Origin of the sequence: Nocardia niigatensis NBRC 100131 (assembly GCF_000308655.1) — a bacterium.
GTDB classification, from domain to species: Bacteria; Actinomycetota; Actinomycetes; order Mycobacteriales; family Mycobacteriaceae; genus Nocardia; species Nocardia niigatensis.
In genome coordinates this window covers 278,878-304,913 of sequence record NZ_BAGC01000041.1, presented here as the reverse complement: position 1 = coordinate 304,913, position 26,036 = coordinate 278,878, and the positions used below count along the sequence as shown (strand labels likewise).

Annotated in this window: 27 protein-coding genes; 17 read left to right on the top strand and 10 right to left on the bottom strand. The window is 68.2% G+C overall.

Annotated elements, in window-relative coordinates; translation table 11 throughout:
• Positions 1-234 precede the first annotated feature (234 nt).
• Entirely contained in the window at positions 235-594 is a 360-nt protein-coding gene (locus ON33_RS16510) for a DUF4254 domain-containing protein (RefSeq protein ID WP_040859778.1), read from the top strand.
• A gap of 321 nt (positions 595-915) precedes the next feature.
• Entirely contained in the window at positions 916-1,278 is a 363-nt protein-coding gene (locus ON33_RS38275) for a hypothetical protein (protein WP_051152320.1), read from the top strand.
• An 80-nt stretch (positions 1,279-1,358) separates the two neighbouring features.
• On the opposite strand, the gene ON33_RS16500 is transcribed toward ON33_RS38275, so the two are convergent.
• The 7 genes from ON33_RS16500 to ON33_RS16470 form a co-directional block, all read right to left on the bottom strand.
• Entirely contained in the window at positions 1,359-3,068 is a 1,710-nt protein-coding gene (locus tag ON33_RS16500; protein WP_040859777.1) for an aminoglycoside phosphotransferase family protein, read from the bottom strand.
• A gap of 171 nt (positions 3,069-3,239) precedes the next feature.
• Positions 3,240-4,037 carry an ABC transporter permease gene (locus ON33_RS16495; RefSeq protein ID WP_040859776.1) on the bottom strand — a complete coding sequence of 266 codons (798 nt, stop codon included), beginning with the start codon at positions 4,035-4,037 and terminating at the stop codon, positions 3,240-3,242.
• A gap of 3 nt (positions 4,038-4,040) precedes the next feature.
• On the bottom strand, positions 4,041-4,934 hold the full coding sequence (locus ON33_RS16490) for a 2-aminoethylphosphonate ABC transporter permease subunit (RefSeq protein ID WP_040859775.1): 894 nt from the start codon (positions 4,932-4,934) through the stop codon (positions 4,041-4,043).
• On the bottom strand, positions 4,931-6,115 hold the full coding sequence (locus ON33_RS16485) for an ABC transporter ATP-binding protein (RefSeq protein WP_051152318.1): 1,185 nt from the start codon (positions 6,113-6,115) through the stop codon (positions 4,931-4,933). The genes ON33_RS16490 and ON33_RS16485 overlap by 4 nt, the downstream gene beginning before the upstream one ends.
• Positions 6,116-6,144: 29 nt before the next feature.
• Complete coding sequence (locus tag ON33_RS16480; RefSeq protein WP_040859774.1) at positions 6,145-7,215, bottom strand: 2-aminoethylphosphonate ABC transporter substrate-binding protein; 1,071 nt, start codon at positions 7,213-7,215, stop codon at positions 6,145-6,147.
• Positions 7,216-7,314: 99 nt separating this feature from the next.
• Positions 7,315-8,007, bottom strand: a complete 693-nt coding sequence (locus ON33_RS16475) for a phosphonatase-like hydrolase (protein WP_085996767.1) — start codon at positions 8,005-8,007, stop codon at positions 7,315-7,317.
• A gap of 19 nt (positions 8,008-8,026) precedes the next feature.
• Entirely contained in the window at positions 8,027-9,142 is a 1,116-nt protein-coding gene (locus tag ON33_RS16470) for a TIGR03364 family FAD-dependent oxidoreductase (RefSeq protein WP_040859772.1), read from the bottom strand.
• Positions 9,143-9,239: 97 nt separating this feature from the next.
• Between ON33_RS16470 and ON33_RS16465 the strand changes: the two genes are divergently transcribed.
• On the top strand, positions 9,240-10,034 hold the full coding sequence (locus ON33_RS16465; RefSeq protein WP_083869007.1) for a GntR family transcriptional regulator: 795 nt from the start codon (positions 9,240-9,242) through the stop codon (positions 10,032-10,034).
• Between the two features lie 9 nt (positions 10,035-10,043).
• Here the strand turns inward: ON33_RS16465 and ON33_RS16460 are convergent, their stop codons facing one another.
• A complete protein-coding gene (locus tag ON33_RS16460; protein ID WP_040859771.1) occupies positions 10,044-11,057 on the bottom strand; it encodes an LLM class flavin-dependent oxidoreductase in 1,014 nt (337 codons plus the stop codon).
• 128 nt (positions 11,058-11,185) lie between these two features.
• Here ON33_RS16460 and map point away from each other — a divergent pair, with 128 nt between their 5' ends.
• The 4 genes from map to ON33_RS16440 all read left to right on the top strand — a co-directional run bounded on the left by map (position 11,186) and on the right by ON33_RS16440 (position 14,662).
• Positions 11,186-12,049, top strand: a complete 864-nt coding sequence (map, locus tag ON33_RS16455) for a type I methionyl aminopeptidase (RefSeq protein WP_040859770.1) — start codon at positions 11,186-11,188, stop codon at positions 12,047-12,049.
• A 125-nt stretch (positions 12,050-12,174) separates the two neighbouring features.
• On the top strand, positions 12,175-12,393 hold the full coding sequence (locus ON33_RS41295) for a hypothetical protein (protein WP_157184568.1): 219 nt from the start codon (positions 12,175-12,177) through the stop codon (positions 12,391-12,393).
• 97 nt (positions 12,394-12,490) lie between these two features.
• Positions 12,491-14,032: a cobyric acid synthase gene (locus tag ON33_RS16445; protein ID WP_040859768.1), complete on the top strand. Its 1,542-nt coding sequence runs from the start codon at positions 12,491-12,493 to the stop codon at positions 14,030-14,032.
• A 66-nt stretch (positions 14,033-14,098) separates the two neighbouring features.
• Complete coding sequence (locus ON33_RS16440; protein WP_040859767.1) at positions 14,099-14,662, top strand: alpha/beta fold hydrolase; 564 nt, start codon at positions 14,099-14,101, stop codon at positions 14,660-14,662.
• Here the strand turns inward: ON33_RS16440 and ON33_RS16435 are convergent.
• Positions 14,642-15,580 carry an alpha/beta hydrolase gene (locus ON33_RS16435; RefSeq protein WP_051152369.1) on the bottom strand — a complete coding sequence of 313 codons (939 nt, stop codon included), beginning with the start codon at positions 15,578-15,580 and terminating at the stop codon, positions 14,642-14,644. The two genes, ON33_RS16440 and ON33_RS16435, sit on opposite strands and share 21 nt — an antisense overlap.
• A 263-nt stretch (positions 15,581-15,843) precedes the next feature.
• Between ON33_RS16435 and mqo the strand changes: the two genes are divergently transcribed.
• The 3 genes from mqo to ON33_RS16420 all read left to right on the top strand — a co-directional run bounded on the left by mqo (position 15,844) and on the right by ON33_RS16420 (position 20,087).
• Positions 15,844-17,367: a malate dehydrogenase (quinone) gene (mqo, locus tag ON33_RS16430; protein ID WP_373281034.1), complete on the top strand. Its 1,524-nt coding sequence runs from the start codon at positions 15,844-15,846 to the stop codon at positions 17,365-17,367.
• An 18-nt stretch (positions 17,368-17,385) separates the two neighbouring features.
• Positions 17,386-17,835, top strand: coding sequence for a GNAT family N-acetyltransferase (locus ON33_RS16425; RefSeq protein ID WP_040859763.1), 450 nt, complete (start codon positions 17,386-17,388; stop codon positions 17,833-17,835).
• Positions 17,836-17,963: 128 nt separating this feature from the next.
• The gene (locus ON33_RS16420) at positions 17,964-20,087 is read left to right on the top strand and encodes a magnesium chelatase subunit D family protein (protein WP_245550553.1); all 2,124 of its coding nucleotides are present in this window, start codon (positions 17,964-17,966) and stop codon (positions 20,085-20,087) included.
• Positions 20,088-20,122: 35 nt separating this feature from the next.
• Here ON33_RS16420 and ON33_RS16415 read toward each other — a convergent pair whose 3' ends face one another.
• Positions 20,123-20,602, bottom strand: a complete 480-nt coding sequence (locus ON33_RS16415) for a methyltransferase family protein (protein ID WP_218001444.1) — start codon at positions 20,600-20,602, stop codon at positions 20,123-20,125.
• Between the two features lie 57 nt (positions 20,603-20,659).
• On the opposite strand from ON33_RS16415, the gene ON33_RS16410 reads away from it, so the two are divergent.
• The 7 genes from ON33_RS16410 (at position 20,660) to ON33_RS16385 (ending at position 25,975) form a co-directional block, all read left to right on the top strand.
• Entirely contained in the window at positions 20,660-21,304 is a 645-nt protein-coding gene (locus ON33_RS16410) for a TetR/AcrR family transcriptional regulator (protein ID WP_218001443.1), read from the top strand.
• A gap of 75 nt (positions 21,305-21,379) precedes the next feature.
• Complete coding sequence (cobO, locus tag ON33_RS16405; protein WP_040859759.1) at positions 21,380-22,000, top strand: cob(I)yrinic acid a,c-diamide adenosyltransferase; 621 nt, start codon at positions 21,380-21,382, stop codon at positions 21,998-22,000.
• The gene (locus ON33_RS16400) at positions 21,994-23,538 is read left to right on the top strand and encodes a cobyrinic acid a,c-diamide synthase CobB (protein WP_040859757.1); all 1,545 of its coding nucleotides are present in this window, start codon (positions 21,994-21,996) and stop codon (positions 23,536-23,538) included. The genes cobO and ON33_RS16400 overlap by 7 nt, the downstream gene beginning before the upstream one ends.
• Positions 23,525-23,893, top strand: a complete 369-nt coding sequence (locus tag ON33_RS16395; RefSeq protein ID WP_040859756.1) for a cobalamin biosynthesis protein — start codon at positions 23,525-23,527, stop codon at positions 23,891-23,893. The genes ON33_RS16400 and ON33_RS16395 overlap by 14 nt, the downstream gene beginning before the upstream one ends.
• Positions 23,894-23,968: 75 nt before the next feature.
• Positions 23,969-25,054: a DUF222 domain-containing protein gene (locus ON33_RS16390; protein WP_083869006.1), complete on the top strand. Its 1,086-nt coding sequence runs from the start codon at positions 23,969-23,971 to the stop codon at positions 25,052-25,054.
• 18 nt (positions 25,055-25,072) lie between these two features.
• A complete protein-coding gene (locus ON33_RS38270) occupies positions 25,073-25,417 on the top strand; it encodes an HNH endonuclease signature motif containing protein (RefSeq protein ID WP_373281033.1) in 345 nt (114 codons plus the stop codon).
• A gap of 195 nt (positions 25,418-25,612) precedes the next feature.
• A complete protein-coding gene (locus ON33_RS16385) occupies positions 25,613-25,975 on the top strand; it encodes a hypothetical protein (RefSeq protein WP_040859754.1) in 363 nt (120 codons plus the stop codon).
• Positions 25,976-26,036 lie beyond the last annotated feature (61 nt).

Genomic DNA, 26,036 nt, shown 5'->3' with positions numbered 1-26,036 from the left:
AGAACGCAGTATTGCGTTCTTGCATTTGTAAGAGCATGATCCAGCTAGCCTATTCGTGAACAACCGATCCGATGACCGGTATAGCTGAATCCGGAGACCAATCATGTTGGTGCGATTAGTGATGCTGTCGGGTGCGTATAGGGAGTCTCGATGACCATGTCGATAGCGGGCGTGCTGCCGACCGCTCCGCAATTGCTCTGTGCCTTCCAGGGGAGGCGATTTCAAGATCGAGTTTTGCTACGGTCGGCGCATGCTCTCGCCGAGTTGCACGAACGGCGCGGGCAGGTAAGAGATCCCATGATGGTGAGCGAGATCGATTGTCGCCGCAGCGAACTCGTTGACGATATCAACGATTGGGTGGAACAGGAACTGCCGCAACATCGCAACGGGGCCACACTGCACACCGAGAGCCTGGGCGCGGTCGTCGACCGCATGGCCCGGAGCTGGGTGGAGGCCAATCAGGTGATCGATCACGAGGGCGCGGCCAGTGACAACACCCATAAACACTGGTACCACCTGGCCGAACTGGTCGACGGCTACACTGATCTCGTAATCGACGTGGCCGGTGGCCGCCGCCGTTTACCAGAACAATGATTCCAGATGCATTGACACAATTGATGTTTTGGTGCCGGATCGTTGATCGTCAGCGGTGACGTCGGCCGAGTCGTGCTATCGGACCAATAGCTCGCTCGAACCGTAGGCGTCGCCCGCCGTGACGGCGGGCGCAACGGGGCGCCCCGCCCGGCGTGCCGCGTGGTCGACTGGCGCGGCACGCCCGCCCTGAATAAATCGCGGAGCGTCCAAAAACCATCCGCTCGGTATTTAATTCACGCCGTGTTTCATTCACATGACCGAGAATTCACAAAAGTGCGGGTGCAATTACGGCATTTCACAATGCGAGGGAGGGAGTTCGTCATGAACACGGGCGAGGCGATGGCCACCGAACTGTATCGGCGGGCCCAGGATGGCACGTTCCGCCTGGATATGGGTTCGGCGCGCCATTGTGCCGCAACCTTCCTGCGGTTCGCAGACGCACTGGACCCGCAGATCGCGCGTAGCCACGATGTCCATGCCCTCACCGGCTTCGGCGATTTCGATTCCGCCCACCAGCTCCGGCGCGGTTTCGAGCACAAGGGCCGCCGGCTCACCGAGGCACTCACCGCCCTCCAGCACTCGGCCCTCGACATGGCCGCCGCCTACCTCCTGGCGGCCGACCTGATCCAGGCCACCGACGACACCCACTCCCGCACCCTCCTGGCCGCCACCGCCGGCCTCTGAACTTCGGGTCTTGTTGATCCCTCGCCCGGAGAAGGTTGGGCCGGTATCCACCCCTGGATACCGGCCCAATTCCTATGGGGTCAGCGGGTTTTCCAGTAGTAGTCGGGGCCTACCTGGTTGAGGATGGTGCGGGCGGGGGCTTCCAGGTTGGGTTTGAGGGTGCTGTCGACGGCGAGGTTGATGTAGAGGGAGTAGGACTCGTAGAGGTAGCGGTATTCCTGGCTGCCCCAGCTGGAGTAGGTGGCCTTCAGGAGGGTGTCGAAGTCTGCTTTGCAGACGCTGGCGCCGGTGCCCTGGGTGGGGCACCAGACGTCCCACATCTGGTCCTGGTCCTTCATGCCGTTGTAGATGGCCTCGGCCTCGGTGCTGGAGGGGAAGGTGAAGATCTCGATGGAGGTCAGGATCTTCTCGGACTGGTCGAGGTAGACGCCGGTCATCATCTGCTGGCACTTGTTGTTCTGCAGCGCGGTCTTCACGTTCTGCGACATGTTGCTGGAGACGCAGTCCTTGGGGCCGGAGGAGCGGAGGTTGAACACCACGCCTTTGGTGTCGGTGAAGCTCTGCGGCAGTAGGGCGTTCGCGGTGAAGGGCGTCTTGTCGGTGGCCTGCTGGTTGAGGGTGCTCTTGTCGAACGCCGCGGTCGTCGTGGTCGGCGGGGCCGTCGTGGTCGTGGTGACGGTCGTCGTCGAGCTGCCGGAAGCGGTGTTCTTGTTGGAGTCCTTGCCGGTGAGCACCACCGCGCCCACCGCGATGGCGATGACCAGCACCACCAGCAGCACGCCGAGGATCACCTTCAGCGCCGTATTGGTCGAATTGGACTGCGGCGCGGTCGGATACACGGTCGGCTGCTGCGGCGAGGACCAACCGGTCTGTTGTCCCGGTGTGGTCGGCGAACCGAAGGCCACCGTCTGCAGGGCGGGCGCGCTCGCCGGCTGCTGCCCGGTATGCCGATCCAGCACCGCCAGCGCCTCGGGCACATAGTTCGCACCGTCGGGCGTCAGATACACCGCCCGCAGCGTGTCACCCCACTCCGCCGCGGAAGGCCGCGCGTCGGGCCCGAATCCGCCATTGCCGAAGGCCCGGTCGAACAGCGCCCGGACTCGCGGATCGAGATCGGCGGGCACCCCGGACGGCTGCCATGCCGCACCGGGCGCCCCCGTCCCGGCGTCCGGCAGCAGCGTCCGATACACCAGCGACGCCAGGTCGTACCGATCCTTGAACCGGTCGTAGGCGCCGTCGGCCGGCGTCAGCCCGGCCGTGTCGATGAGGTACACCAGCGGCGCGGCCGTCTGCCACAGCACGTTCTTGGCGGACAGGTCCCCGTGCACCAGCTGCCGATCCTCGAGCACCCGCATGATGTCGCACAACCGGATCATCAGCCCGGCACGGAAGTACGACCCCACCTGCCCGGGCGCGGCCCACAGCTGATCGAGGGTGCGCGGCCGCCCGTCCGGCTGCAGATAGTCCAGGGGAATCAGCGGATGCACGGTCCCGGCCAGCATCCCCTCGCGCGACACCAGGTCGATGGGCCAGTTCACCGCCTGGGCGGCATCGCTCGCAGTTCCGCCCGGGGTCGTGTCGGAGAGGACGGTCTGCCGCCCGAAGAGCATGACCTGCTGCGCCCGTTCGATGACGTCGGGAGCGGTGACCGGGGTCCGGAACATCTTGTACAGCCGCTGCTGCCCGCGCGGGTCCCGGCACAGATACTGCACGGACCGGCTGCCCGCGGCGTAGAACGGTTCGCTGTCCACGTCATAGGACTCACCGGACAACCCTGCGACGACCACCATCGAACTTCCCCCGCCCGAACAGTTACCTCGAAACCCTTACGAACCCGACAATGCGGCGAGCATATCGGTTCCACTGTCCGCCACGCCCGTGGATAAACGCAAGACACCGCTGACCGTCCCCTCATCAGCGGTCAGCGGTGTGGCGCGGTCGACCGAAAGCTGACCCGGCAGTCAGCGCAGCGCCGCACGACCTTTCAAGCGGCCCAGGATGACCAGGGCGAGGAGGGTGACCAGCACCAGCAGCGTGGTACCGGCCGCGGCGTCGAAGACCGCGCCGCGGTCGGTGGCCGCGAAGATGGCCACCGGCAGGGTTTTCCAGGTGGCGGGGTAGACCATGATGGTCGCCCCGAGCTCACCCATGGACAGGGCGATGGCCAGCCCCGCCGCCGCGCCGAGCGCGGGCAGCAGCAGCGGCAGCGTGATCCGGAACAGGACCCGCGCCGGTCCGGCGCCGAGCGATTCGGCGGCCTGCCGGTATCCCGGGTCGAGCCGGTCGAGTGCCGCGCAGACCCCGCTGAAGGCGTAGGCCAGCACCAGCACCGTATGCGCCAGGATCACAATCCATTTGGTCCCGCCGAGCAGCAGCGGCCGCTCGTTGAAGGTGATGAGCACACCCAGTCCGATCGCCACCGACGGCACCGCGACCGGCACGTGGAACATCGCGTCGGTGAGACGCCGCAGCCACGCGGGCGCTTCGACCGAGGCGAGCGCCGCCCACGTGCCCAGCACCAGCGACAGCAGCCCGGCCAGGAGCGCGGTCTGCAGGCTCACCGACAGGCTCGCGGCCTGCTCGCCCGACAGCGCCCGGGAGAAGTTGGCGAATCCGAGGTTCGAGGGCAGCGGCCCGGTCCAGCCCCCGGCCAGCGCGGCGGCCACCACGGTCGCGATGGGCGCGACGAACACCACGGTGACGACGATCCCGAAGACCGCGAGCACCGCGGCCCGGCCGCGACGCGTCCACACCAGCATGGGTCAGCTCTCCTTCCGCGCGCCGAGCAGGCGCGCGAACAGCAGTCGGTATCCGAGGTAGAGGCTCAGCGACAGCAGCACCTGCACCGAGGCCAGCACCGCCGCCCCCGGCAGATCGAAGGTGACGATGCCGCGCGTATAGATCAGCGCGGGCAGCGTGATGACGCCCTTGGCCCCGGTGAACAGCACGATGCCGAACTCGTTGAGCGTCAGCAGCAGCACGAGACTGCCGCCGGCCGCGAGCGCGGGCCACGCCTCGGGCAGCACGATCTGGCGCAGCACCCGCCATGGCGAGGCCCCGAGACTGGACGCCACGTCGAGATGTTCCCGCGGCAGCTGCGCGAAGCCGGCCAGCAGCGGCCGCACCACGAACGGGGTGAAGAAGGTGACCTCGGCGAGGATCACGCCCCACGGCGTGCTGAGGAAGTTCAGCACCGGCTCCCGGCCCCCGGTGATCCGGTTGATGAGCGCGTTGACCGCGCCCGCAGTGCCGTACAGGAACGTGAAGGCAAGCGTCACAAGGAAGGACGGCAGTGTCAGCACCGAGTCGATGAGCCGCCCCACCGGCTGCGATCCGGGAAACGGCACGAACGCCAGCACGATGGCGAGGAACGTGCCGAGGATCAGGCATCCGATGGTCGAGCTGACCGCGATGCTCACGGTGCGCCACAACGCATTCCGGAACGACTGCTCGGCCAGCACCTTCGACCAGGTGTCCCAGCCCCGCCCGGATTTGGTCTCGGTCGACTCCAGCAGCACCCGTGCGATCGGGTACACCGCGATCAGCAGCACTACCAGCAGCGGCGGCAGCGTCCACAGCACCGGGCGCCACGACCGCCCCGGCTCCCGTAGCTCGGGAGCCGGCGGCGCGGAAGGAGATTCGAGCAGCGCGGTCATGCCCGCACCTCGGGGGAATCAGCGGCCGCCGCCGTTCCGATACCCGGCGGGATGAGCACACCGGCCGGGTCCGCGAAGCGGACGCCGACGCGGCCGCCGGGCGTGATGTCGTTGTGGCCCAGCACATCCGCGGCGAGTTCGGCGGGGATGCCTTCGACATCGAGGTGCAGGCGGGTGGAGGCGCCCCTCCACACGCTGGTGATCACGGTGGCGCGCAGCGCATCCCGCTCGGTGAGCGCCACGACGCGGACGGTGTGCGGCCGCACGCACAGCTGCGCGTCGGCGTGCGGCGCCCAGTCCGGCCGTCCGACTCCAGGCGGCGGCGCGTCGGCGCGCAGCGTGTGCTCGCCGACGGTCACCAGCGCGGCCGTGCCGGAGACGTGTTCGACCTTGCAGGCCAGCAGGTTCGCGCCGCCCAGGAAGGAGGCGGTGAATTCGGTGGCGGGCTGCTGCCACAGCTTGTGCGCGGTGTCGATGTCGACCAGCCGCGCGTCGCGCATGACCGCGATGCGGTCCGCGAGCGCCAGCGCCTCGGACTGGTCGTGGGTCACGTACAGCATCGCCGTGTCCGGCAACGCCTTTCGCAGCTGCTGCAGTTCCCCGAGCATGTTCTGACGCAGCTGCGCGTCGAGTGCGGCGAGCGGCTCGTCGAGCAGCAGTACCCGGGGCCGGATGGCGAGCGCCCGCGCGATGGCGACGCGCTGCTGCTGCCCGCCGGACAGCTCGCGCGGCAGCCGGGTGGCGTACTCGCCCATGCCGACCATGTCGAGGGCCTCGGTCACCCGAGCCCCGATCTCGTTGCGCGGCACCCGATGTGCCTTCAGCCCGAAGGCCACATTGTCGCGGACCCGCATGTGCGGAAACAGTGCGTAGGACTGCACCACCACTCCGATGCCGCGTTTGGCGGGGGAGAGGTCGGTGACGTCGCGGCCGGCCAGCCGCACCGCGCCCGAGGTCGGCCGGACGAATCCGGCCAGTGCCTTGAGCGCGGTGGACTTGCCGGAACCGCTGGGTCCGAGCAGCGCCACGGTTTCCCCCGCGGCGACGCGCAGGTTGAAATCGGCCAGTGCCACAGTGGTTTTCCGGCCGCGGCCGTAGGTGACCCCGACCCGGTCGAACACGATGGCCGGTTCGGCGGTGGTGTCGGTGACCACCGTGGATGTCGTCAACGCGGAGGACATGGCTGCTGCTCCTTATCGGCTACCGGCGGTCAGCTACCGGTGACCTTCTTGTAGGCGGTGAGGTCGGCGTCGAGACCGTTGAGTACGGCGGTCCAGTCGGGGTGCACGATCTCGATGCCCTTCACGACCTGGGCCGGGGAGGTGGTGCCCGGGGTCGACGGCGCGGCGTCCTTCAGGTCCTGCCTGGCCGGCACCGCGTAGGCGTCGGGCAGGGTCTTCTGCGCGTCGGCCGAGAGCAGGAACTCCATGAGCTTCTTGCCCGCGTCCGAGTGCGGCGCACCCTTGGCCAGACCCATCAGGTAGGGCAGCGCGACGGTGGACCGCTTGCCGTCGGCGGTGGCCGGGAAGAAGACGTTGAACTTGGAACCCTTCTCCTTCACGGTGGCCAGGTTCATCTGCACGTCGCCGTTGGCCAGCAGGATCTCGCCCTTGTCGACCTTGGCCTGCAGCTTGCCGGTGGAGGAGGACGGGCCGACATTGTTGCCCTGCAGCTTGCCCAGGTAGTCGAGCGCGCCTTGCCTGCCCATCAGCTGCTGCAGCAGCACGAGCACGGCGGTGCCGTCACCGGCCTCGCCTGGCGTCGAGTACTGGATCTTGCCCTTGTAGTCGGGCTTGAGCAGGTCGTCCCAGGTCAGCTTGGACGAGTCGACGGAGGGGTTGGCGATGAAGCACAGGTAGTTGCCCGCGAGAGTCACCCATTTGCCGCCGGCGTCCTTCTCGTCGGCCGCGATGGCCGCGGTGTCGACGCCGCTGGCCTGCAGCAGCCCGGACTGGTCGGCCTTCTGCATGAATGGCGGCAGCGTCACGACCACGTCGGCCTGCGGGTTGGACTGTTCCTTCTCGACGCGGCTGACGACCTCGCCGGACCCGGCCTCGACCAGGTTGACCGCGATGCCGGTCTGGTCCTTGAACTTCGCGAACTGGGTCTTGTACCAGTCGCCGACGCCATCGGCGGAGTAGACGGTGACCGTCTTGCCGCCGCCGGAGTCGCTGCCGGTGCCGCCGCAGGCGGTGAGGCTGAAGGCGACCGCGGTGGCGGAGGTCAGGATCAGGGCGGTGCGGGCGATGGTGCGTGCGAGGCGGTTGGTCGAATTACGCACGGTGACTGCAACTTTCAGTTCGGGGACGGGACGGCTCGGAGGAACTGGTTGGGGGTACTCCGCCGCCCGGGGCAAGGCGCGTCCGGGCGGCGGAATTCTCTAGCCGCGCTCGGCCAGCAGGAGTTGCGCGAACTCGGTGACGGAGGGCACCACATGGGTCGCGCCGGCGGCCCGCAGCTGGTCCTCGTCGTGCGCGCCGGTCAGCGTGCCCGCGACGATGCGCGCGCCCGCGGCCAGCCCGGTGGCGATGTCGCTGGTCGTATCGCCCAGCACCGCAACGCGATCCACGGCCTCGGCCCCGAGCCGCAGCAGCGCGGTGAGCACCATGTCGGGGTAGGGGCGGCCACGGCCGGCCTCGGAGGGTGCGAGGGTCAGGTCCGCGATCTCGGTCCAGCCCAGCGCGGTGAGCAGCCTGTCCTGGGTCTCACGGCTGAATCCGGTGGTCAGCGCCACCTTGATCCCGGCGGCCCGCAGCGCCGTAATGGCTTCGGCGGCACCGGGAATCGGCGTTACTCCGGATTCGGCAACGAGTTCGGCGTAGGCGGTCTCGAACGCCGCGTTGCCGGCCCGCGCCCGTTCCTCGTCGCCGTCGGTCAGCGCGCGGAAGACCATGATCTTGGACTGGCCCATGGTGTCGATGACGTACTGCCGGGCGGCCTCGCGTTCGGGCCCCTGCTCGGGAATGCCCGCGGCGGTGGCGGCGCGTTCGAAGGACCGGATGACCAGCCCGTCGTCCTCGACGGTGGTGCCGGCCATGTCCAGCACGGCGAGTTCGATCTGCTTGTCGGACACAGTGATTCCTTCGTAGGTCTCAGAGGTTGAGGAGATCGGCGGTCTCTTCGCCGAGCGCGGGGCCCAGCGTCATGCCGCGCCCGCCCGGCCCGGTGACGACCCAGACGCCGTCGGCGGCCTGCGCGCGGGTGACGATGGCCCCCGGATCGATGGACTGGCTGTACACGCCCGCCCAGCGCCGCACGATCGGCGGCAGCTTGCGGCCCAGCAACTCCTCCATCACGCCGGTGAGGTGCTCGTAGGGCGCCTCGTCCACGTCGAAGGCGAACGGCTCGTCGTACTCGTGGGTGTCGCCGATGGTGAGCCCGCCGTGCAGGCGCTGCACGGCCAGCAGCTGCATCTTGTGCTGGGCGGCTGTGAACGGCTGCGCCTCTTCGCGATTGAGCCGGTCCAGCTCCGGTCCCGCGAAGGCCGGGTAGTAGCGGAAGCTGTCGCCGTCGGCGATGGCGGTGGTGAGCGGCTCGCCCAGGGGCGCGGTCTGCATCATCTGCAGCCGCACCCGGCGTACCGGGAGGTCGCCCACCAGTTCGCGGGTCAGGCCGGAGTGGGCGGCGCCCGGGCAGACCAGCACCAGATCGCCCTCGTGGCGGCGGCCGCGGTCGTCGATCACGGTGGTGCCGGTGACGGCGCGGGCCTCGGTGCCGGCGAAGAAGGCGTACCGATCGGTGGCCTCCAGATAGCGGCGCAGCGCGGGCAGCGCCTGCCGGGATTCCACGGCGGCATCGGCCGTACAATGCAGGCCCGCAAGGAACTTGCCGCGCAGCGCGGGGTTCAGCGTCCGCACCTGGTCGACGTCGAGCAGCTCGAAACCGCGCTCGGCGGCTGACGGGCCGGCCATGGCGGCCTCGGCCACGGCGAGCTCGTTCTCGCTGCGGACCAGGGTGATCGAGCCGGCGGGCCGGAAGCCGACGCCCGGCACCTTACCGCCGATCTCCTCCCACAGCTGCCGCGAGCGCAGCGTGAGCTCGAGTTCGTTCGCGCTGCGTCCCGACACCCAGACCAGACCGAAGTTGCGCACTGTCGCACCGCGCGCCTCGACCTCCCGTTCCAGGTGAATGACGTCGTGGCCGCGCCGGATGGCGGCGAGAGCGTGGGCGGTACCGAGGATCCCTCCGCCGATGATGACCAATCGCATGGGACTCATCCTGAGCAATGGTCTAGACCCACGAGTGTTTCGCGTGGAAACGGCAGGTTAATAATTGGTATAGACCAATCTTGTGTAGGCTGGAGCCATGAACACGAGGGAGGCTGCCGGGGTGGAAGACCAGGTGGGAACAGGCCGTCAGCCGGGTGAAATCCCCGGCGCCGGAACCGATTCCGCGCCGAACGCGCGCATTCCGAAGTCGTACCGCGTGCGCGCGGAACTGGAGGCGCTGCTCACCGAACTCTCCGAGGGCGACCCGCTGCCCTCGGAACGTGAACTGGCCCTGCGCTGCGGCGTCGCGCGGGAAACCGTGCGCCAGGCCGTGCGAGAACTATTGGTGGAGGGCCGCATTCGCCGGCAGGGCCGCGGCACCGTGGTCTCGCGTCCGAAGATGGTGCAGCCGCTGTCCCTGCGCTCCTACACCGAGGGCGCGATCAAGTTCGGCCGCAAGCCGGGCCGCCTGCTCGTGGAATGGACCGATATCCCGGCGGACGCGGACACCGCCCGGGACCTGGCCCTCGAATCCGGCACGCCGGTCATGCATCTGGAGCGCATCCTGCTCGCCGACGGGGAGCGCATCGGCCTGGAGAGCACCTGGATGCCGTTGGGCCGCTTCGCGGTCCTGCGCGAGTTCTACAATCCGGAGACATCGCTCTACGCGGCCACCCGTGACATGGGCATCGTCTATGCGACCGCCACCGAGCGCATCGAAACCGTGCTGGCCTCACCGCGCGAGGCCGCCTTGCTGGAATGCACGACGGCCCTGCCGATGCTGCTGCTGCACCGCCGTAGCGTCGATGGGGAAGGCGTGCCGATCGAACGCGTGCGCTCGCTCTACCGCGGCGACCGGATCGCCTTCCAGGCCAAGCTCGGCGACTCCTGAGTTTGCCGATCAACCCAGCTGCGGAGCGACTTTCGCGCCCAGCAGCTCGATATTGTGCAGCACCTTCTCGTGCGGCAGCGTGCCCACACTGGTGTGCAGCATGAACCGATCCAGCCCCAGGGTGTCGCGGACGTCGGCGATCTTCTCCGCGACATAGTCCGGCGTGCCCACGAACAGCGACCCGCTCTGCGACCGCAGCGCGTCGAACTGCTGACGGGTCATCGGACCCCAGCCGCGCTCGCGCCCGATTCCGGACATGGCCCGCGCGTAGGAGGCGTAGAAGTCCTCCACCGCTTCCTTGTCGGTGTCGGCGATGTACCCGTGCGCGTGTACGGCCACCGGCTGCGGCTGGTGCCCGCCCTCGTCGAGCGCCCGGTGGTACAGATCGACCAGCGGCTTGAACCGGGCCGGCTGCCCGCCGATGATGGCGATGGCCAGCGGCAGGCCCAAAAGTCCTGCGCGCACGACGGATTCGGGGCTGCCGCCCACCGCGATCCACACCGGCAGCGGCCGGTTCTCGGTGCGCGGGTAGACGATCGCGTCGGTCAGCGGCGCGCGGAACCTGCCCTCCCAGGTGACGGGCTCCTCCTCGCGGATCTTCAGCAGCAGTGCGAGTTTCTCCTCGAAGAGCTCGTCGTAGTCGCTGAGGTCGTAGCCGAAGAGCGGGAACGACTCGATGAACGATCCACGCCCGGCCATCAATTCGGCCCGCCCGCCGGAGAGGCCGTCGAGCGTCGAGAAGTCCTGGTACACCCGGACGGGGTCGGCCGAGCTCAGCACGGTGACCGCGCTGGTCAGCTGGATCCGCTCGGTCCGCGACGCGATGGCCGCCAGTACGACGGCCGGCGAGGACGCGGCGAAGTCCTTGCGGTGATGCTCGCCGACGCCGTACACGTCCAGTCCGGCCTGCTCGGTGGCCACGGCCTCCTCGACCACCTGCCGTAACCGCCGGCCCGCGGTCGGCACCGGCCCGTCCCCGCTGACGGGGTGTGTTTCGGCGAATGTCGTCAGCCCCAGTTCCATGGCCGGAACCCCTCTCGAGTCTTGTTTCCAAGTCAATCGACAGCATAAACGGACCATGGTCCGGAAGAATTCCCCCATCCCAGGACCTGGGAATCCCCCGTTCCGGGGCGGCAGATAGTCTGGTACCCATGTCTGTGCGCACCCGCAAGCCCCTCGTTCCCGGCACGCAGTCGCCCATTCGCGAGGTCCCGAAAAACATCGAGCGACCCGAGTACGTCTGGAAGAAGACCGCCAAGGAGGGGCACGAACCCTGGGTGCAGACCCCGGAGACCATCGAGAAGATGCGGATCGCGGGCAAGATCGCGGCCCAGGCCCTCGAAGCGGCCGGTAAGGCCGTCGCGCCCGGCGTTACCACCGATGAGCTCGACCGGATCGCCCACGAGTACATGCTCGACCACGGCGCGTACCCGTCGACCCTGGGCTACAAGGGATTTCCCAAATCCTGCTGCACCTCGCTGAACGAGGTCATCTGCCACGGCATCCCCGACTCGACCGTGATCGAGGACGGCGACATCGTCAATATCGACGTCACCGCCTACATCGACGGCGTGCACGGCGACACCAACAAGACCTACCTCGCCGGCGACGTGGACGAGGAGGTGCGCCTGCTGGTCGAGCGCACCGAGGAAGCCACCATGCGGGCCATCAAGGCCGTCAAGCCCGGCCGGGCGCTCAATGTCATCGGCCGCGTGATCGAGTCCTACGCCAACCGCTTCGGCTACGGCGTGGTCCGCGACTTCACCGGGCACGGCGTCGGGCCGACCTTCCACTCGGGCCTGGTCATCCTGCACTACGACCAGCCCTCGGTGGAGTCGGTGATCGAGCCGGGCATGACCTTCACCATCGAGCCCATGATCAACCTGGGCGGTATCGACTACGAGATCTGGGACGACGGCTGGACCGTGGTCACCAAGGACCGCAAGTGGACCGCCCAGTTCGAGCACACCCTCGTCGTCACCGACGACGGCGCAGAGATCCTGACGCTCCCGTGAGGGTCGCGATGCCCCAGCGGGGGAACAGGAATCGTGGGATCGGCTCCCGGGGACCGCGTCGGAAGAACTCGCGGGTCCTCCCGCCCAACCCCCGCGACGAGGGTCTGGGTGCGCTGCGCGCCACCATGCGACGACATGTCGAACTCTCCGCGGGCCGGCGGCCGGAACCGGACGAGCACCCCGAGGTCGTGGTGACCGGCAACGCGGACACCGAGACCGACGACGTCTACACGAGCCGCGACGCTTACGCCGGTAGCGGCCGCGACTCCTACTCCAGCCGCGACTCGTACACCAGCCGGGACGCCTACACGAGCGGTGCCTCCGCCGGGAACAGCCGGCGGTGACGGCCGCCCTGCCGGCCGCGGGTAGCACCTCGTACGCTGGGAAAAGCGTTGTGGCGGTGGGGCTTCGCCGTCTGCCCGCACAGCGGGGGCGGCAGGGGTGAAGGGCGCTCTGCTGGTAGCGGGCACCACCTCCGACGCGGGGAAGAGCGTCGTGGTGGCGGGGCTCTGCCGCATGCTGGCCCGGCGCGGGGTGCGGGTCGCGCCGTTCAAGGCGCAGAACATGTCGAACAACTCCGTCGTCACCCTGGACGGCGGGGAGATCGGCCGGGCGCAGGCCCTGCAGGCCCGGGCCTGCGGGCTGGAGCCGAGCGTCCGGTTCAATCCGGTGCTGCTCAAGCCCGGCAGTGATCGGCGCTCGCAGCTCGTGGTGCGCGGAAAGGCCGTCGATACCGTCGGCGCGAAGGACTATTTCCGGCATCGGCGGCAATTGCGCGCCATTGTCGCCGAGGAATTGGCTTCGTTGCGAAACGAATTCGATGTGGTGATCTGTGAGGGTGCGGGATCGCCTGCCGAGATCAATTTGCGGGCAACGGATCTGGCGAACATGGGATTGGCGCGGGCCGCGGATATACCGGTCGTGCTGGTCGGTGACATCGACCGCGGGGGAGTGCTGGCACACCTGTTCGGCACCGTCGCGATCCTGGAACCCGAGGACCAGCACCTGATTTCCGGCTTCATCGTCAACAAGTTCCGTGGCGACGTGGACCTGCTGCGCCCCGGGCTCGACCAGCTCACCGAACTCACCAGCCGCCCGACCCTGGGCGTCATCCCCTTCGCCGAGGACCTCTGGATCGACGCCGAGGACTCCCTGGGCACCGTCGCCGACGCCCCCGTCGGCCGCTCCCGCGCGCCGCTGGGCCGGGACTGGCTGACCGTCGCCGCCCTCCGGCTGCCCCGCATCTCCAACTCCACCGATGTCGAGGCCCTGGCCTGCGAGCCGGGCGTCGCCGTGCGCTGGGTGAGCGACCCGTCCCGGCTGGCCGGCGCCGACCTGGTGGTCATCCCCGGCAGCAAATCCACCGTCAGCGACCTGGAGTGGTTGCGCCGCACCGGAATCGCCGACGCGCTCATCGCCCGCGCCGCCGCGGGCGCGCCCATCCTCGCCATCTGCGGCGGCTACCAGATGTTGGCCCGCACCATCGTCGACCCGGTCGAGTCCGCCGCGGGCACCGTTCCCGGTCTGAACCTGCTGGACCTGGAGATCGAATTCGCCGACCCCAAGGTGCTGCGCCGCTCCAGCGGCCGTGTCCCGAATCATGCTGTGCCCGGCGGTGATCGCGATCTCCCCGTACACGGCTATGAGATCCACCACGGCCGCGTCACCCACACCGGCGACGACCCGTGGTTCGAGCTCGACGGCGCTCCGGAAGGCAGTGTGCGCGAGGCGATCTGGGGCACCCACCTGCACGGAGCCCTGGAATCGGACGAGTTTCGCCGCGTCTGGCTGCGCGAGGTCGCCCGGCAGGCGGGTCGCGCCGATTTCGTTGTCGCCGAATCCGTTTCGGTCGCCGAGGTGCGCTCGGCCCAGCTGGATCTGCTGGCCGACCTGATGGAGAAGCACCTCGATCAGGACGCCCTCGAACAGCTCATCACCGCAGGTGCGCCCGTGGATCTGCCGGTATTGTCCGTCGGTAAGTGACCGCCGTCACATTTTTCCGCCCGACTCGCGTTCGGCGCCTCCAGCGCTCCTGTAGCGTGACTGACCATGGAATCTCGGCGGATCACGGTCGGTGACCGCGAGTGGGCGGTGCGAGTCGGCGGACCCGAAACACGGCACCATGTCCTGCTGCTGCCCGATGCGGGCGATCCGGCCGACGTTTACGACCAGGTCTGCGAACGCTTGCAGACCTCGGACCTGCACACCATCGCGATCGAATCGATCGACGGTCTCGACGCGAACACCGTCTTCGCCATCCTCGACCAGCTGAAGGTCCCGTGGGCCAACCTGGTCGGCAGCGGCGCGGGCGCGGATCTGGCCTGGCAGCTGGCCGCTCGCGGCTTCGGCCGCTTCATGAGCCTCATCGTGGCCGGCGGCGGGCATCCCGCTGCGCCCGGCGTGGACGGCACCGTGACGGACGCCTCCTGCCCGCCGGTGGAGATCCCCACCACCCTGCTGGCCACCAAGCGGCTGCCGCGCGCGGTGGCCGAGGGTTCCAGCCGGTTCGTCTACGGCGAATTCCGGCTGGTCCCCATGGATGTCACCGACGTGGCCGCCGAAGCGGGCCACGAGCTGGCCACCGAAGTGGTGCTACGCACCAGCTTCTGGTGACTTCGCCAGCCACTCGAGCCAGGAATCCAGCTCCGCGAACGCCTGGGCGCGCGGCGTCTCCGAGGACAGGAACACATCGTGCCGCGCGCCCTCGATCGGCACGATATTGGTCCGGTCGCCCAGGCAGCCCGCCCAGCGCTGGATCTGCTTGACGTCGAGCACCAGATCCGCCAGATCGGCGGCGGGCCCGTACTTGCGCATGAACTTGGTGGCCTTCGAGCGCAGGATGAGCGCGGGCACCCCGATGTCGAGGCCCTTGTGCAGCCGCAATTGACCACGGCGAATCGCACGCAGCCAGCCGGCGTGAACGGCGTAGCCGCTCAACGGTTTCCAGTCCAGGTTGTAGTCCCATTCGCCGGAGACGCTCTGGTGCAGGCTGTCGCCGTAGGCAGTGGAGACGCCGAGCGGCAGCTTCGCGAACGCCCGCAACCGGCCCAGCCCCTCCAGCAGCGGCGTACCCACCGAACGGTAGTAGCCCGGCCCCTGCAGGTCGAACCAGGGGCTGTTGAGGATCAGGCCCGTGATGCCCTGCGCGCGAGCGCCACCCGAGGCCTGCAGCCGGTTCAGCCACAGCGAGGTCACCAGGCCGCCCGTGGAATGCGCCATGACCAGCACCGGCAGCTCGGCCTCCGCGCGGATGACCTGCACCGACCGGTTCAGTTCCGTGTCGTAGAGCGCCAGGTCGCTCACGTAGTGCGGGGTCTGCCCGGCGCGCTGCGAGCGCCCGCACTTGCGCAGATCCAGCGCGTAGAAGGCGTAGCCCTGGGCGGCCAGGTGCTGGGCCAGGTGCTCCTGGAAGAAGTAGTCGGTGAACCCGTGCACGTACAGCACGGCCAGGGTGGCGACCGGGGCGTCGGCGGGCGCGTAGCGGACCAGGGTGGCGACGACATCGCCCTCCCCGTCCGGATCCGGACCCATCGGAATGGTGAGCTGCTGGTAGTCGGCACCCAGCACATCGGGTTGCCAGGCGGTGGTCGACGACGTAGTGGATGACGTTTCGGAGGTCACACGCCCAACATAGACCGCGACACAACGATGTCCATTTGGGAGGGATCTCTCACATTCAGGGATTTCGACGCGGGATTCGGGAATGGTCAGGGGCAGAATTGAGTCCAAGTGAACGACGGGTAACCTAACTCCCACCTGGTGACCCCAAAATGACAAGGAAGTCGATCCCCGCCGTGTCGAACGCTGCCACGATTGAAAAGACCGATGTAGTACTCGTCGGTGCCGGCATCATGAGTGCCACCCTCGGTGCCTTGCTTCGACAGGTGCAGCCGGACTGGTCGATCACCGTCTTCGAGCGCCTGGAAGCCGCTGCCGCCGAGAGCAGCGACCCGTGGAACAACGCCGGTACGGGCCACTCGGCCCTGTGCGAGCTGAACTACACGCCGCAGAACGCGGACGGCTCGGTGGAGATCACCAAGGCCGTCGACATCAACGAGCGCTTCCAGGTGTCGCGCCAGTTCTGGTCGTACGCGGTCGAGAACGGCGTGCTGGCCAACCCGTCGAACTTCATCAACCCGATCCCGCACGTGAGCTTCACCCACGGCGCGGACGGCGTGGAGTACCTGCGCAAGCGCCACGCGGCGCTGTCCAGGCACCCGCTGTTCGAGGGCATGGAATTCATCGACGACGCAGCGGAATTCGCCCGGCGACTACCGCTGATGGCCAAGGGCCGCGACTTCTCCGACCCGGTCGCCCTGAACTGGACCGAGTACGGCACCGACATCGACTTCGGCGAGCTCACCAAGGAACTGCTGGCCTACCTGGGCGCGTCCGGAGCGGACATCGCCTTCGGCCACGACGTGCTGAACCTGACCAAGCAGTCCGACGGTTCCTGGCTGGTCAAGGTGCGCAACCTGCGCAACCACAAGGTGCGGGTCATCAACGCGAAGTTCGTGTTCGTGGGCGCGGGCGGCGGCGCGCTGCCGCTGCTGCAGAAGTCCGGCATCAAGGAGATCCGCGGTTTCGGCGGCTTCCCCGTGTCGGGTCTGTTCCTGCGCTGCACCAACCCGGAGATGGTGGCCGCGCACGAGGCCAAGGTGTACGGCCAGGCGTCGGTCGGCGCGCCGCCGATGTCGGTGCCGCACTTGGACACTCGCGTCATCAACGGTGAGAAGGGCCTGCTGTTCGGCCCCTACGCCGGCTGGACGCCGAAGTTCCTCAAGGACGGCAAGATGACCGACCTCATCAAGTCGGTGAAGCCGAACAACCTGTTCTCCATGCTGGGTGTGGGCGTCACCGAGATGGGCCTGGTCAACTACCTGGTGTCCGAGCTGCTCAAGTCGCAGAACGGCCGCATCAGCTCGATGGAGGAGTTCATCCCGCGCGCCGACAGCGCCGACTGGGAGCTCATCATCGCCGGCCAGCGCGTGCAGATGATCCGCCGCAAGGGCATCGGCGGCGTGCTGGAGCTGGGCACCGCGGTTGTCTCGGCCGAGGACGGCACCATCGCCGGTCTGCTGGGCGCGTCCCCGGGCGCGTCGACCTGTGTGAGCGCCATGCTCGACGTCATGAAGCGCTGCTTCCCGCGCGAATTCTCCACGTGGGAGCCGAAACTCAAGGAAATGGTGCCGTCGCTGGGCGTCAAGCTCTCGGAGAACCAGGCCCTGTACCGCGAGGTCTGGGACTGGTCCACCAAGGCCCTCCAGTTGGATTCGGACAACACGCCCAAGCCCGCCGATATCGCTTCTCACGCCTAGATGTGATAGCAAGACGCGATGATGTCAACGGTTGCTCTCAAACGGTCGTGGTCCCAAGACCTGGACACCGCGACGCTGTACAAGCTGTTGAAACTTCGCGTCGAGGTGTTCGTCGTCGAGCAGAAGTGCGCGTACCCGGAACTGGACGGGTTCGACCTGCTGCCGGAAACCCGTCACTTCTGGCTCGACGATGAGGGCGAGGTGATCTGCACCCTCCGCCTCATGGAAGAGCACGAGGACGGCGTGAAGTCCTTCCGCATCGGCCGCCTCTGCACCGCCCCGGAGGCTCGTGGGCACGGCTACACGACCCGCCTGCTGCAGGCCGCCCTGGCCGAAGCGGGCTCGGCGACCGTTCGCCTGAACGCGCAGACCTACCTGCTCGACATGTACACCAAGCACGGTTTCAAGCCCGACGGCGAGGAGTACATCGAGGACGGCATCCCGCACATCCCGATGCGCCGCGGCTGACCCCGCACTTGGCAACACCCCCGCGCCCGCTGTGAAACCCACAGCGGGCGCGGCTGTTTCATCGCCGGGCATTGGGCCTGGAAGGGGCGCGCGGGGAGGGGGAGCGACCCGCGCATACAGTTGGGGGCGTGTCCGTTTCTCCTGTGGCTTACTCCGAGAGTGTCCGTGCGGCCGATGATGAGGCCGGGTTTCCGTTCTCCGCCGTGGTGGGGCAGGAGCGGTTGCAGCTGGCGCTGATCCTGTGCGCCGTGCATCCGGGCATCGGCGGGGTGCTGGTGCGCGGGGAGAAGGGGACCGCGAAATCGACCGTGGTGCGGGCGCTGGCGCAGTTGCTGCCGCCGGTGGTGGACGAGTCCGGGGCGCGGCCCGCACGGCTGGTGGAGTTGCCGGTGGGCGCCACCGAGGACCGCGTGGTGGGGTCGCTGGATCTGGAGCGGGTGCTGCGGGACGGGGAGCAGGCGTTCAAGCCCGGCCTGCTGGCCGCCGCGCATCACGGCGTGCTCTACGTCGACGAAGTGAATCTGCTGCACGACCACCTGGTGGATGTGCTGCTCGACGCGGCCGCCATGGGACGGGTGCACATCGAGCGTGACGGTGTCTCGCACACGCATCCGGCGCGATTCGTGCTGGTGGGCACCATGAATCCCGAGGAGGGCGAGCTGCGGCCGCAGCTGCTGGACCGGTTCGGGCTCACCGTGGACGTGGTCGCCTCGCGCGATGTGGACGTGCGCATGGCCGTCGTCCGCCGCCGCCTGGACTACGAGGCGGATCCGGGGGCCTTCGCCGGCCGCTATGCCGCCGCGGATCGTGAAGTGGCCGAACGCATTCTGACCGCCCGCGACCGGCTCGCCGATGTCGACCTCGACAATGTCGAGCTGCGCCGGATCGCCGCCCTGTGCGCGAGCTTCGATGTCGACGGCATGCGCGCCGACCTGGTGGTGGCGCGCACCGCGACCGCCCACGCGGCCTGGCGCGGCGCACCCGCGGTGACCGAGGACGACGTCCGCGTGGCCGCCGAACTTGCCCTGCCGCACCGGCGCCGCCGCGATCCCTTCGACGAACCCGGCATCAGCGAGGAGCAACTCGACGACGCCATGCGCGATGCCGCCGACGAGGCCGCCCGCGCGCAGGAGGATGACAGCCTGGGAAAAGGTGAAGCGGTCCCGCCGAACGATGGTGCGGGACCGCAGGATCCGGCGGAGGGGGCCGATGACTCCGGCCGGAACCCCGACTACCTCAATTCACCTGGTGCCGAGGCTGACTCGCGTGATGGTGGGCCTGGAGCAGCTGCCGGCTCGGACCCCGCGCCGAGCGACGCCCCGCGTACGGAAATCGGCGATCTCCCGGACGACGGCCCGGATGTGCCTGGGGGAGGCCAGAATCCGCCCGACGATCGACCTGATCGGAACCCGGGCAACCGTCCCGGTGGCGAGGGTCGAGTCGCCGCTCCCACCGCCACTCTGCCCAAGCCGCCACGCTGGGAGGTGCCCGGCGTCGGCGAGGGCGCGCCCGGCCGCCGCTCCCGCGCCCGCACCCGTCAGGGCCGCGTCGTGCGCACCACCGACGACACCTCGACCGGCCTGCACCTGCTGGGCACCATCTTCGCGGCGGCCCCGCGCCAGTTCGAGCGTGGCCGCCTGTCGGGCCCGCTCGCCTTCGCCGCCGACGATCTGCGTGGCGCGTATCGCGAAGGCCGCGAAGGCAATCTGGTCGTCTTCGTCGTCGACACCTCCGGCTCCATGGCCGCCCGCGACCGCCTCGCCGCGGTGACCAACGCGGTGGTGGCCCTGCTCCGCGACGCCTACCAGCGCCGCGACAAGGTCGCCGTCATCACCATGCGCGGCCAGGAGGCGGAACTGGTCCTCCCGCCCACCACATCGGTCGACATCGCCGTCCGCCGCCTCGCCGACCTGCGCACCGGCGGCAAAACCCCACTCGCCCAAGGCCTCCTGAAGGCCCGCGACCTCATCCGCCGCGAACGCACCCGCGACCCCCACCGCCGCCCGCTGCTCGTCCTCCTCACCGATGGCCGCGCCACCGGCGGTACCGATCCGGTTCCCCGTGCCCGCGTTGCCGCCCGCATGCTCGCCAACGACGCCGTCACCTCGATGGTCGTCGACTGCGAACGCGGCATGATCCGCCTGGGCCTGGCTCGCGATATGGCCGTCGAATTGCGCGCCGGCTACCTGCAATTGGGTGAACTCACCGGTGACGCGGTCGCCGGCGTGGTGCGTGCGACCCGGGCGGCCTAGGGTGCGTTTCGAAAGTTGTTGAGCCCGGGTGGGCTCTAGAGCCAGCGCCGGACCCGGTTCCGATAGTCGGCATATTCCGCCCCGAATCGTTCTGTCAGATATCGCTCCTCGGGCTCGATGACGAGCCGCTGGACGAGGAACAGCGTGACGGGCAGCAGTAGGATCGGCCACCAACTCCCGGCGACGAGACCGAAGCCGAGCACGGCCACCGCCAACCCGGTGTACATGGGGTTGCGGGAGATCCGGTAGACGCCCGTCGTCACCAGGACCGAAACGGGCCGGTGCGGAACGATTGTCGTGCGATGCCGGACCACGCTGCCGACGCCCGTCCACGCGAGTATCAGGCCCAGCGCGAGGATCGTGACGCCCGCGACGGTGGTCGCGGGACGACCGCCGACCGGTAGCGCGACGGCGGTGTCGAGCAGCATGCCGCCCGCTGCGGCGGCGAGGTAGTAGACCGGCGGGGGAAGCGGGAGGACCCGGGCGCCGCGTTCCGAGAGAGAGTTGCTCGCCATGATCGGCTCGCTTTCGGTAGAGCGATACTCTATCCAATAGATGATTACACTATCGACGTGGTTGTCAAGAGGCGATACGAGTCCACCCACCGGCAGGATCAGGCCCGCCAGACGCGGTTGGCCGTCCTCGCGGCGGCGCGGACGCTGTTCGTGGCCTCCGGCTACGGTCCGACCACCCTCGCGGCGATCGCGCAGGAAGCTGGCGTCGCGGTGCAGACGGTCTACAAGATCTTCGGGAACAAGAAGACCCTGCTGTCGGAGTTGGTGGACCTCACCATCGCCGGGGACGACGAGCCCATCGAGCTGGCCCGCCGCGCTTTCGTCACCGAGATCCGCGAACTCGGCGACGCCCGCGCCAAATTGGCAAGGTATGCAAGGCATCTCGCGGAAACTCACGCGCGCGAGGCGGAGGTGATGCTCGCGGTCTGGAGCGCCTCGGCCGCCGACAAGGACGCGGCCGAGATCTGGCAGAAGAATCTCACCGAGCGCCGGAACGGCATGACGATGTTCGCCGCCGACCTGGCCGAGACCGGGCAACTGCGCACCGACTTCACGCCCGACAGAGTTGTCGACGTGCTGTGGCTGGCCATGGATGTGCGCAATTTCGACTGGCTGGTGCGGCAGCGCGGTTGGAGCCCAGCGCAGTTCGAGGCCTGGTATGTGGAGTCGGTGGCGGCGTCGATTCTGACCGGGCCGCTGTGAGGGCATGCCTAGGCCGTATGGCACGGTGAACGTCGAGTGCGGTGTGCCAGGCCGCGGCGAAAGGAGTCCCCACCGATGCCCAAGGGCGTTCCCCTTCCGGAGTCCATCCCCGACGACGGCCTCACCACCCGGCAGCGTCGCAACCTGCCGGTGCTGGCGGTGCACACGGGTCCCGGCAAGGGAAAGTCCACGGCCGCATTCGGAATGGCGCTGCGGGCATGGAATCAGGGCTTCGATGTCGCGGTGTTCCAGTTCGTGAAGAGTGCGAAGTGGAAGGTGGGGGAGGAGGCCGCGTTCCGGACCCTCGGGAAGCTGCACGACGAGACCGGGGCCGGCGGGGCCGTGGAGTGGCACAAGATGGGCGAGGGCTGGTCCTGGACCCGCAAGCAGGGCTCCGACGAGGATCATGCGGCTGCCGCGTTGGCCGGGTGGCAGGAGATCCGGCGCCGGCTGGAGGCCGAACAGCATCGCTTCTATGTGCTGGACGAGTTCACCTACCCCCTCGGGTGGGGCTGGGTCGATGTCGACGAGGTCGTCGAGACTTTGCGCAACCGCCCGGGCAACCAGCATGTGGTGATCACCGGCCGTGATGCTCCGCAGGCCCTGATCGAGGCCGCGGACCTGGTCACCGAGATGACCAAGGTGAAGCATCCGATGGACGCGGGCCGCAAGGGCCAGCGCGGCATCGAATGGTGAACACGCCCGCGGTCGTCATCGCCGCGCCCGCATCCGGGAGCGGGAAGACCACCGTCGCCACCGGATTGATCGGGGCGCTGCGGCGGGCCGGGCATCGGGTCGCGCCGTTCAAGGTGGGCCCGGACTACATCGATCCCGGATATCACGGGCTGGCGGCCGGACGGCCCGGACGGAACCTGGACCCGGTGCTGGTCGGCGCCGACCGCGTGGTGCCGCTGTACCTGCACGGAAGCCAGGGCTGCGATCTCGCGGTCGTCGAAGGCGTCATGGGCCTGTTCGACGGCCGCATCGACGAACACCACACCGAACCCATCGCCGAAGGCTCGACCGCGCAGATCGCGGCCATGCTGGGCGCACCCGTCATACTCGTGGTCGACGCACGCGGGCACAGCCAGAGCCTGGCGGCCCTGCTGCACGGATTCGCCACTTACGACAGCGGAATCCGCCTCGGCGGAGTCATCCTCAACCGGGTCGGCAGCGAACGCCACGAACAAGTCCTGCGCGCAGCCTGCGCCCGCGTCGGACTCCCCGTCCTGGGCGCCCTTCCGCGCCTCGCCGAATTAGCAGTGCCCTCTAGACATCTCGGCCTCATCCCCGCCGTCGAACACGGCTCCGCGGCCCACTCGGCCGTCGACGCCATGACGGATCTCGTTGCAGCCCATATCGATCTCGCGGCCGTGGCAGCTCTGGCAACATCGACCGCGCAGGGTCACGGCTGGGATCCCCTTGCCGAGATGATCGCGGCCGAAGCCGGGCCGCTGATCGGGGCGGAGTCCGCGTCGGTGACGGCGTCGGGATCCGGACCGGTTGTCGCGGCCCGATTCGGGTCGGTGGGGGTGGCGGGACCCGGGGCGGTTGTGGCGGCCCGAACGGGGTCGGCAGTCGGGTCGGTTGGGGCGAGAGCCGAATCCGGTCCAGTGGTGGCGATGGCAGGCGGACCGGCGTTCACCTTCGGGTATGCCGAACACCGTGAGTTGCTGGCGGTTGCGGGTGCGCGGGTGCGGGTCTTTGATCCGCTCCGAGACGAATTGCCCTCTGATGCTGCCGGATTGGTCCTTCCGGGTGGATTTCCCGAAGAGCACGCGGCCGAGTTGGCCGCCAACACGGGCCTGCTCGCCACCATCGCCGAACTGGCCGGCCGCGGCCTCCCGATCCACGCGGAATGCGCGGGCCTGCTCTACCTGACCCGAACCCTCGACGGCCACCGCATGGCCGGAGTCATCGACGCCGAAGCCGAATTCGGTCCGCGCCTCACCCTCGGCTACCGGGATGCCGTGGCGCTCACCGATTCCCCACTCTGGAGCGCGGGCGAACGCGTCCGCGGCCACGAATTCCACCGCACCCGCCTGGTCACTCCCAGCTCCGCTCCCGCGGCCTGGGCCTGGCGCGCACCCGCCGGAGAGACCGTCCGCGAAGGCGCGGTGGTGAATCGCGTCCAGGCCTCCTACCTCCACACCCACCCCGCCGGGAATCCCGCCGCCATCGCCCGATTCGTCACCACCGCAGCCGATTTCGCCCGCACCCATGCCCCGGCCTGACCTGGCCGTCGGAGTCGGCCTACGCCCCGGAACAACCACCGACACCATCCTCACCGCCATCCGAGCCGTGATCGGCGACCGCCCGATCCGCTGCCTGGCCACCCTCGACCGGCGCTGCTCGGAACCCGGAATCCGGTCAGCCGCCGACCGATTGGGTGTCGAACTGGTGGGGTTCACAGCCGCGGAACTGGAGGCCGTGCCCGTTCCGAACCCATCCGACCGGGTTGCGCTCGCTGTCGGCACCGCAAGTGTCGCGGAGGCAGCCGCCCTCCTCGCCAGTCATGGCGGGGATTTAGTCATTCCCAAAACGGCCTCCACTGGTTTGATTATTGCTGCGGCACAATATAACTCGTAATCATAAATGTGAAAATCTGTGCAATACAGGATATTTCGTGTTCCTGGGCTGTGTTTGCGGCGGTAAAATTAGTACATGAATTCGATGGGGGTGACACTGGACACGTGCGGTATCGCCGAAGTGGCTACCGTCGTCGAGGCCCTGTCGAATTCCGTCCTCCACGCAAATCTCGACACGTTCGCCGACGGCGATGTGGTGGAGTTGATGCAGCGCCTGGAGACCTGCAAAAGGCAACTGTCGGCGTTGGATTCACGGCTGATCATCGAAGCCTGCGACCGTTCCCTGCCGAAGGGCAGTGCGGCGGAGGAAGTCGTACCGTTCCTGCGTCAGACCCTGGGTTTGTCGAGGTACGACGCGTCGGTGCGGGTGAAGATCACCCTGCAGTGCGGGGAGTTCTTCGAATCCACCGGCCACCTGCGTCCGGCCACCCTCGCCAAGACCGCCGAAGACTATGAGGCCGGCGATATCTCCCGTGATCATGTGCGCAACATCATCGACGTGATGAACCACTTGCCCACCGATATCCCTGCCGAAGGCCGTGTCGAGGCTGAGGAGATCCTGGTCGGTCATTCCCGTGTCGGGTGGCCCGATGATTTGCCCAAGATCGGGCGTGACATTCTCGCCCGTATCGACCCCGACGGGAAAGTCGTCTCCGACGCCGACCGCCGTCGCCGTCGTGGCCTGATATTGGGTCGTCCCGGCGTGGATGGGATGTCGTGGATCGAGGGCTGGCTCACCCCGGAGTTGCGTGCGCTGCTCGATGCCGTGTTCGCCAAGCTCGCCCGTCCGGGCATGTGCAACATCGACGATGTCGACAGCATCGCCACCACCAAGGCCGTCGATTCGAAGGTATTGGACGCTGCCGCGTGTCGTGATCGTCGTGACGCGGGTCAGCGCACCCACGACGCTGTGTACGCGGTGCTGCAGCCCGGTGCCGACCCCGCCGAACTCGGCTCCCACCGTGGCCTGCCGGTCCAGGCGATCGTGACCATGTCCCTCAACGACCTGGAGCGCGGCGCAGGGGTCGCGACCACCGCCTCCGGCGGCCACATCTCGATCAACGAAGCCCTGACGATGGCCGCGGGCACCAAACCCGGTCCTGGCGGTCCTGGACTCGAACGGGCTGCCGCTCTACCTCGGCCGCTGCAAGCGGTTGGCTAGCCCGGCGCAGCGGTTGCGTTGATCGCCCGCGACAAGGGCTGCACCCGCCCGGGTTGTGAGACCCCGGCTTCGATGTGCGCGGTGCATCACGTCACCGACTGGGTCCAGGGCGGGCCCACCGACCTGGACAACCTGACCCTGGCCTGCGACCACTGCCACGCACTGGTCAACGACAGTGCCGAGGGCTGGAAAACCGTTGTGATGGGCAAAGATTCCCCATACAGGGGACGCACCGGGTGGATCGCCCCGAGGAGTCTCGACCCCACCGGTATCCCGCGTGTGAACGACAGGCATCACGTCGGGGAGCGGGTCGCTGCTGCGATCGAATCGAGTTGCCTGGGGTGGGGTTCACGGGCCGCATGAACTCCCGGCTGCTCGTGTCCTGCTGGCGTGCGCAGGAAGGTTGGGGACGCGCCTTCGGCTACCAGCCCCTCGCCTTTGAGCCTGCACGTGGGTGTCGTTGCAGGAGGTCCCGTTCCCCTCCCTCCTCGAGGCTTCTTTATTGTTTTCTGTCTTTTGCCTTTGGTCTTTCGTCCTTCGTTCCTTATCTTTTGCGATGTGGCGTATCCCACCCTCGTACCCGACAGCTGGCGCAGCTTCCTGATGTGGTGGCGTTTCTGGGGCACCGTAGGCTTCTGCGTCACCGCCTTCCTCTCGTTCCTGATCATCAGAAACCTGGACGGTATCCCAGCCTTCTGCGGTTGGCGGCACCCCTGCCCACCCCAGATCATCCTGTGGATCGGCGCCTTCCCGCTCTATAGCTGGGCAGCAGGCGGAGCTATCTCGTGGCAGCTGGCTCGCATGGCATTACGCCACGGCTGGCGTCCCACATGGGGAATCGGAGTCGGCGCCCTGGTCTTCCTCTCCGGCCTGATCCTCAGCCTCTACATGGTCGTCAACTACTGGTGGCCGACGCCCTGAGCGATCAATCGCCCGCCGCACCGACCAGTTCGCCGCCGCGATCTTGCGGCTCCTGAGTACC

Coding starts and splice junctions, on each gene's coding strand:
- ON33_RS16465 (WP_083869007.1), top strand. CDS start 9,240: ATGAACACGAGGGAGGCTGCCGGGGTGGAAGACCAGGTGGGAACAGGC.
- ON33_RS16485 (WP_051152318.1), bottom strand. CDS start 6,115: ATGTCCTCCGCGTTGACGACATCCACGGTGGTCACCGACACCACCGCC.
- ON33_RS16440 (WP_040859767.1), top strand. CDS start 14,099: ATGGAATCTCGGCGGATCACGGTCGGTGACCGCGAGTGGGCGGTGCGA.
- ON33_RS16390 (WP_083869006.1), top strand. CDS start 23,969: ATGAATTCGATGGGGGTGACACTGGACACGTGCGGTATCGCCGAAGTG.
- ON33_RS16495 (WP_040859776.1), bottom strand. CDS start 4,037: ATGCTGGTGTGGACGCGTCGCGGCCGGGCCGCGGTGCTCGCGGTCTTC.
- ON33_RS16490 (WP_040859775.1), bottom strand. CDS start 4,934: ATGACCGCGCTGCTCGAATCTCCTTCCGCGCCGCCGGCTCCCGAGCTA.
- cobO (WP_040859759.1), top strand. CDS start 21,380: ATGCCCAAGGGCGTTCCCCTTCCGGAGTCCATCCCCGACGACGGCCTC.
- ON33_RS38275 (WP_051152320.1), top strand. CDS start 916: ATGAACACGGGCGAGGCGATGGCCACCGAACTGTATCGGCGGGCCCAG.
- ON33_RS16460 (WP_040859771.1), bottom strand. CDS start 11,057: ATGGAACTGGGGCTGACGACATTCGCCGAAACACACCCCGTCAGCGGG.
- ON33_RS41295 (WP_157184568.1), top strand. CDS start 12,175: ATGCGACGACATGTCGAACTCTCCGCGGGCCGGCGGCCGGAACCGGAC.
- ON33_RS16395 (WP_040859756.1), top strand. CDS start 23,525: ATGCCCCGGCCTGACCTGGCCGTCGGAGTCGGCCTACGCCCCGGAACA.
- ON33_RS16415 (WP_218001444.1), bottom strand. CDS start 20,602: ATGGCGAGCAACTCTCTCTCGGAACGCGGCGCCCGGGTCCTCCCGCTT.
- map (WP_040859770.1), top strand. CDS start 11,186: ATGTCTGTGCGCACCCGCAAGCCCCTCGTTCCCGGCACGCAGTCGCCC.
- ON33_RS16470 (WP_040859772.1), bottom strand. CDS start 9,142: ATGCGATTGGTCATCATCGGCGGAGGGATCCTCGGTACCGCCCACGCT.
- ON33_RS16500 (WP_040859777.1), bottom strand. CDS start 3,068: ATGGTGGTCGTCGCAGGGTTGTCCGGTGAGTCCTATGACGTGGACAGC.
- ON33_RS16400 (WP_040859757.1), top strand. CDS start 21,994: ATGGTGAACACGCCCGCGGTCGTCATCGCCGCGCCCGCATCCGGGAGC.
- ON33_RS16425 (WP_040859763.1), top strand. CDS start 17,386: ATGATGTCAACGGTTGCTCTCAAACGGTCGTGGTCCCAAGACCTGGAC.
- ON33_RS16435 (WP_051152369.1), bottom strand. CDS start 15,580: ATGGGTCCGGATCCGGACGGGGAGGGCGATGTCGTCGCCACCCTGGTC.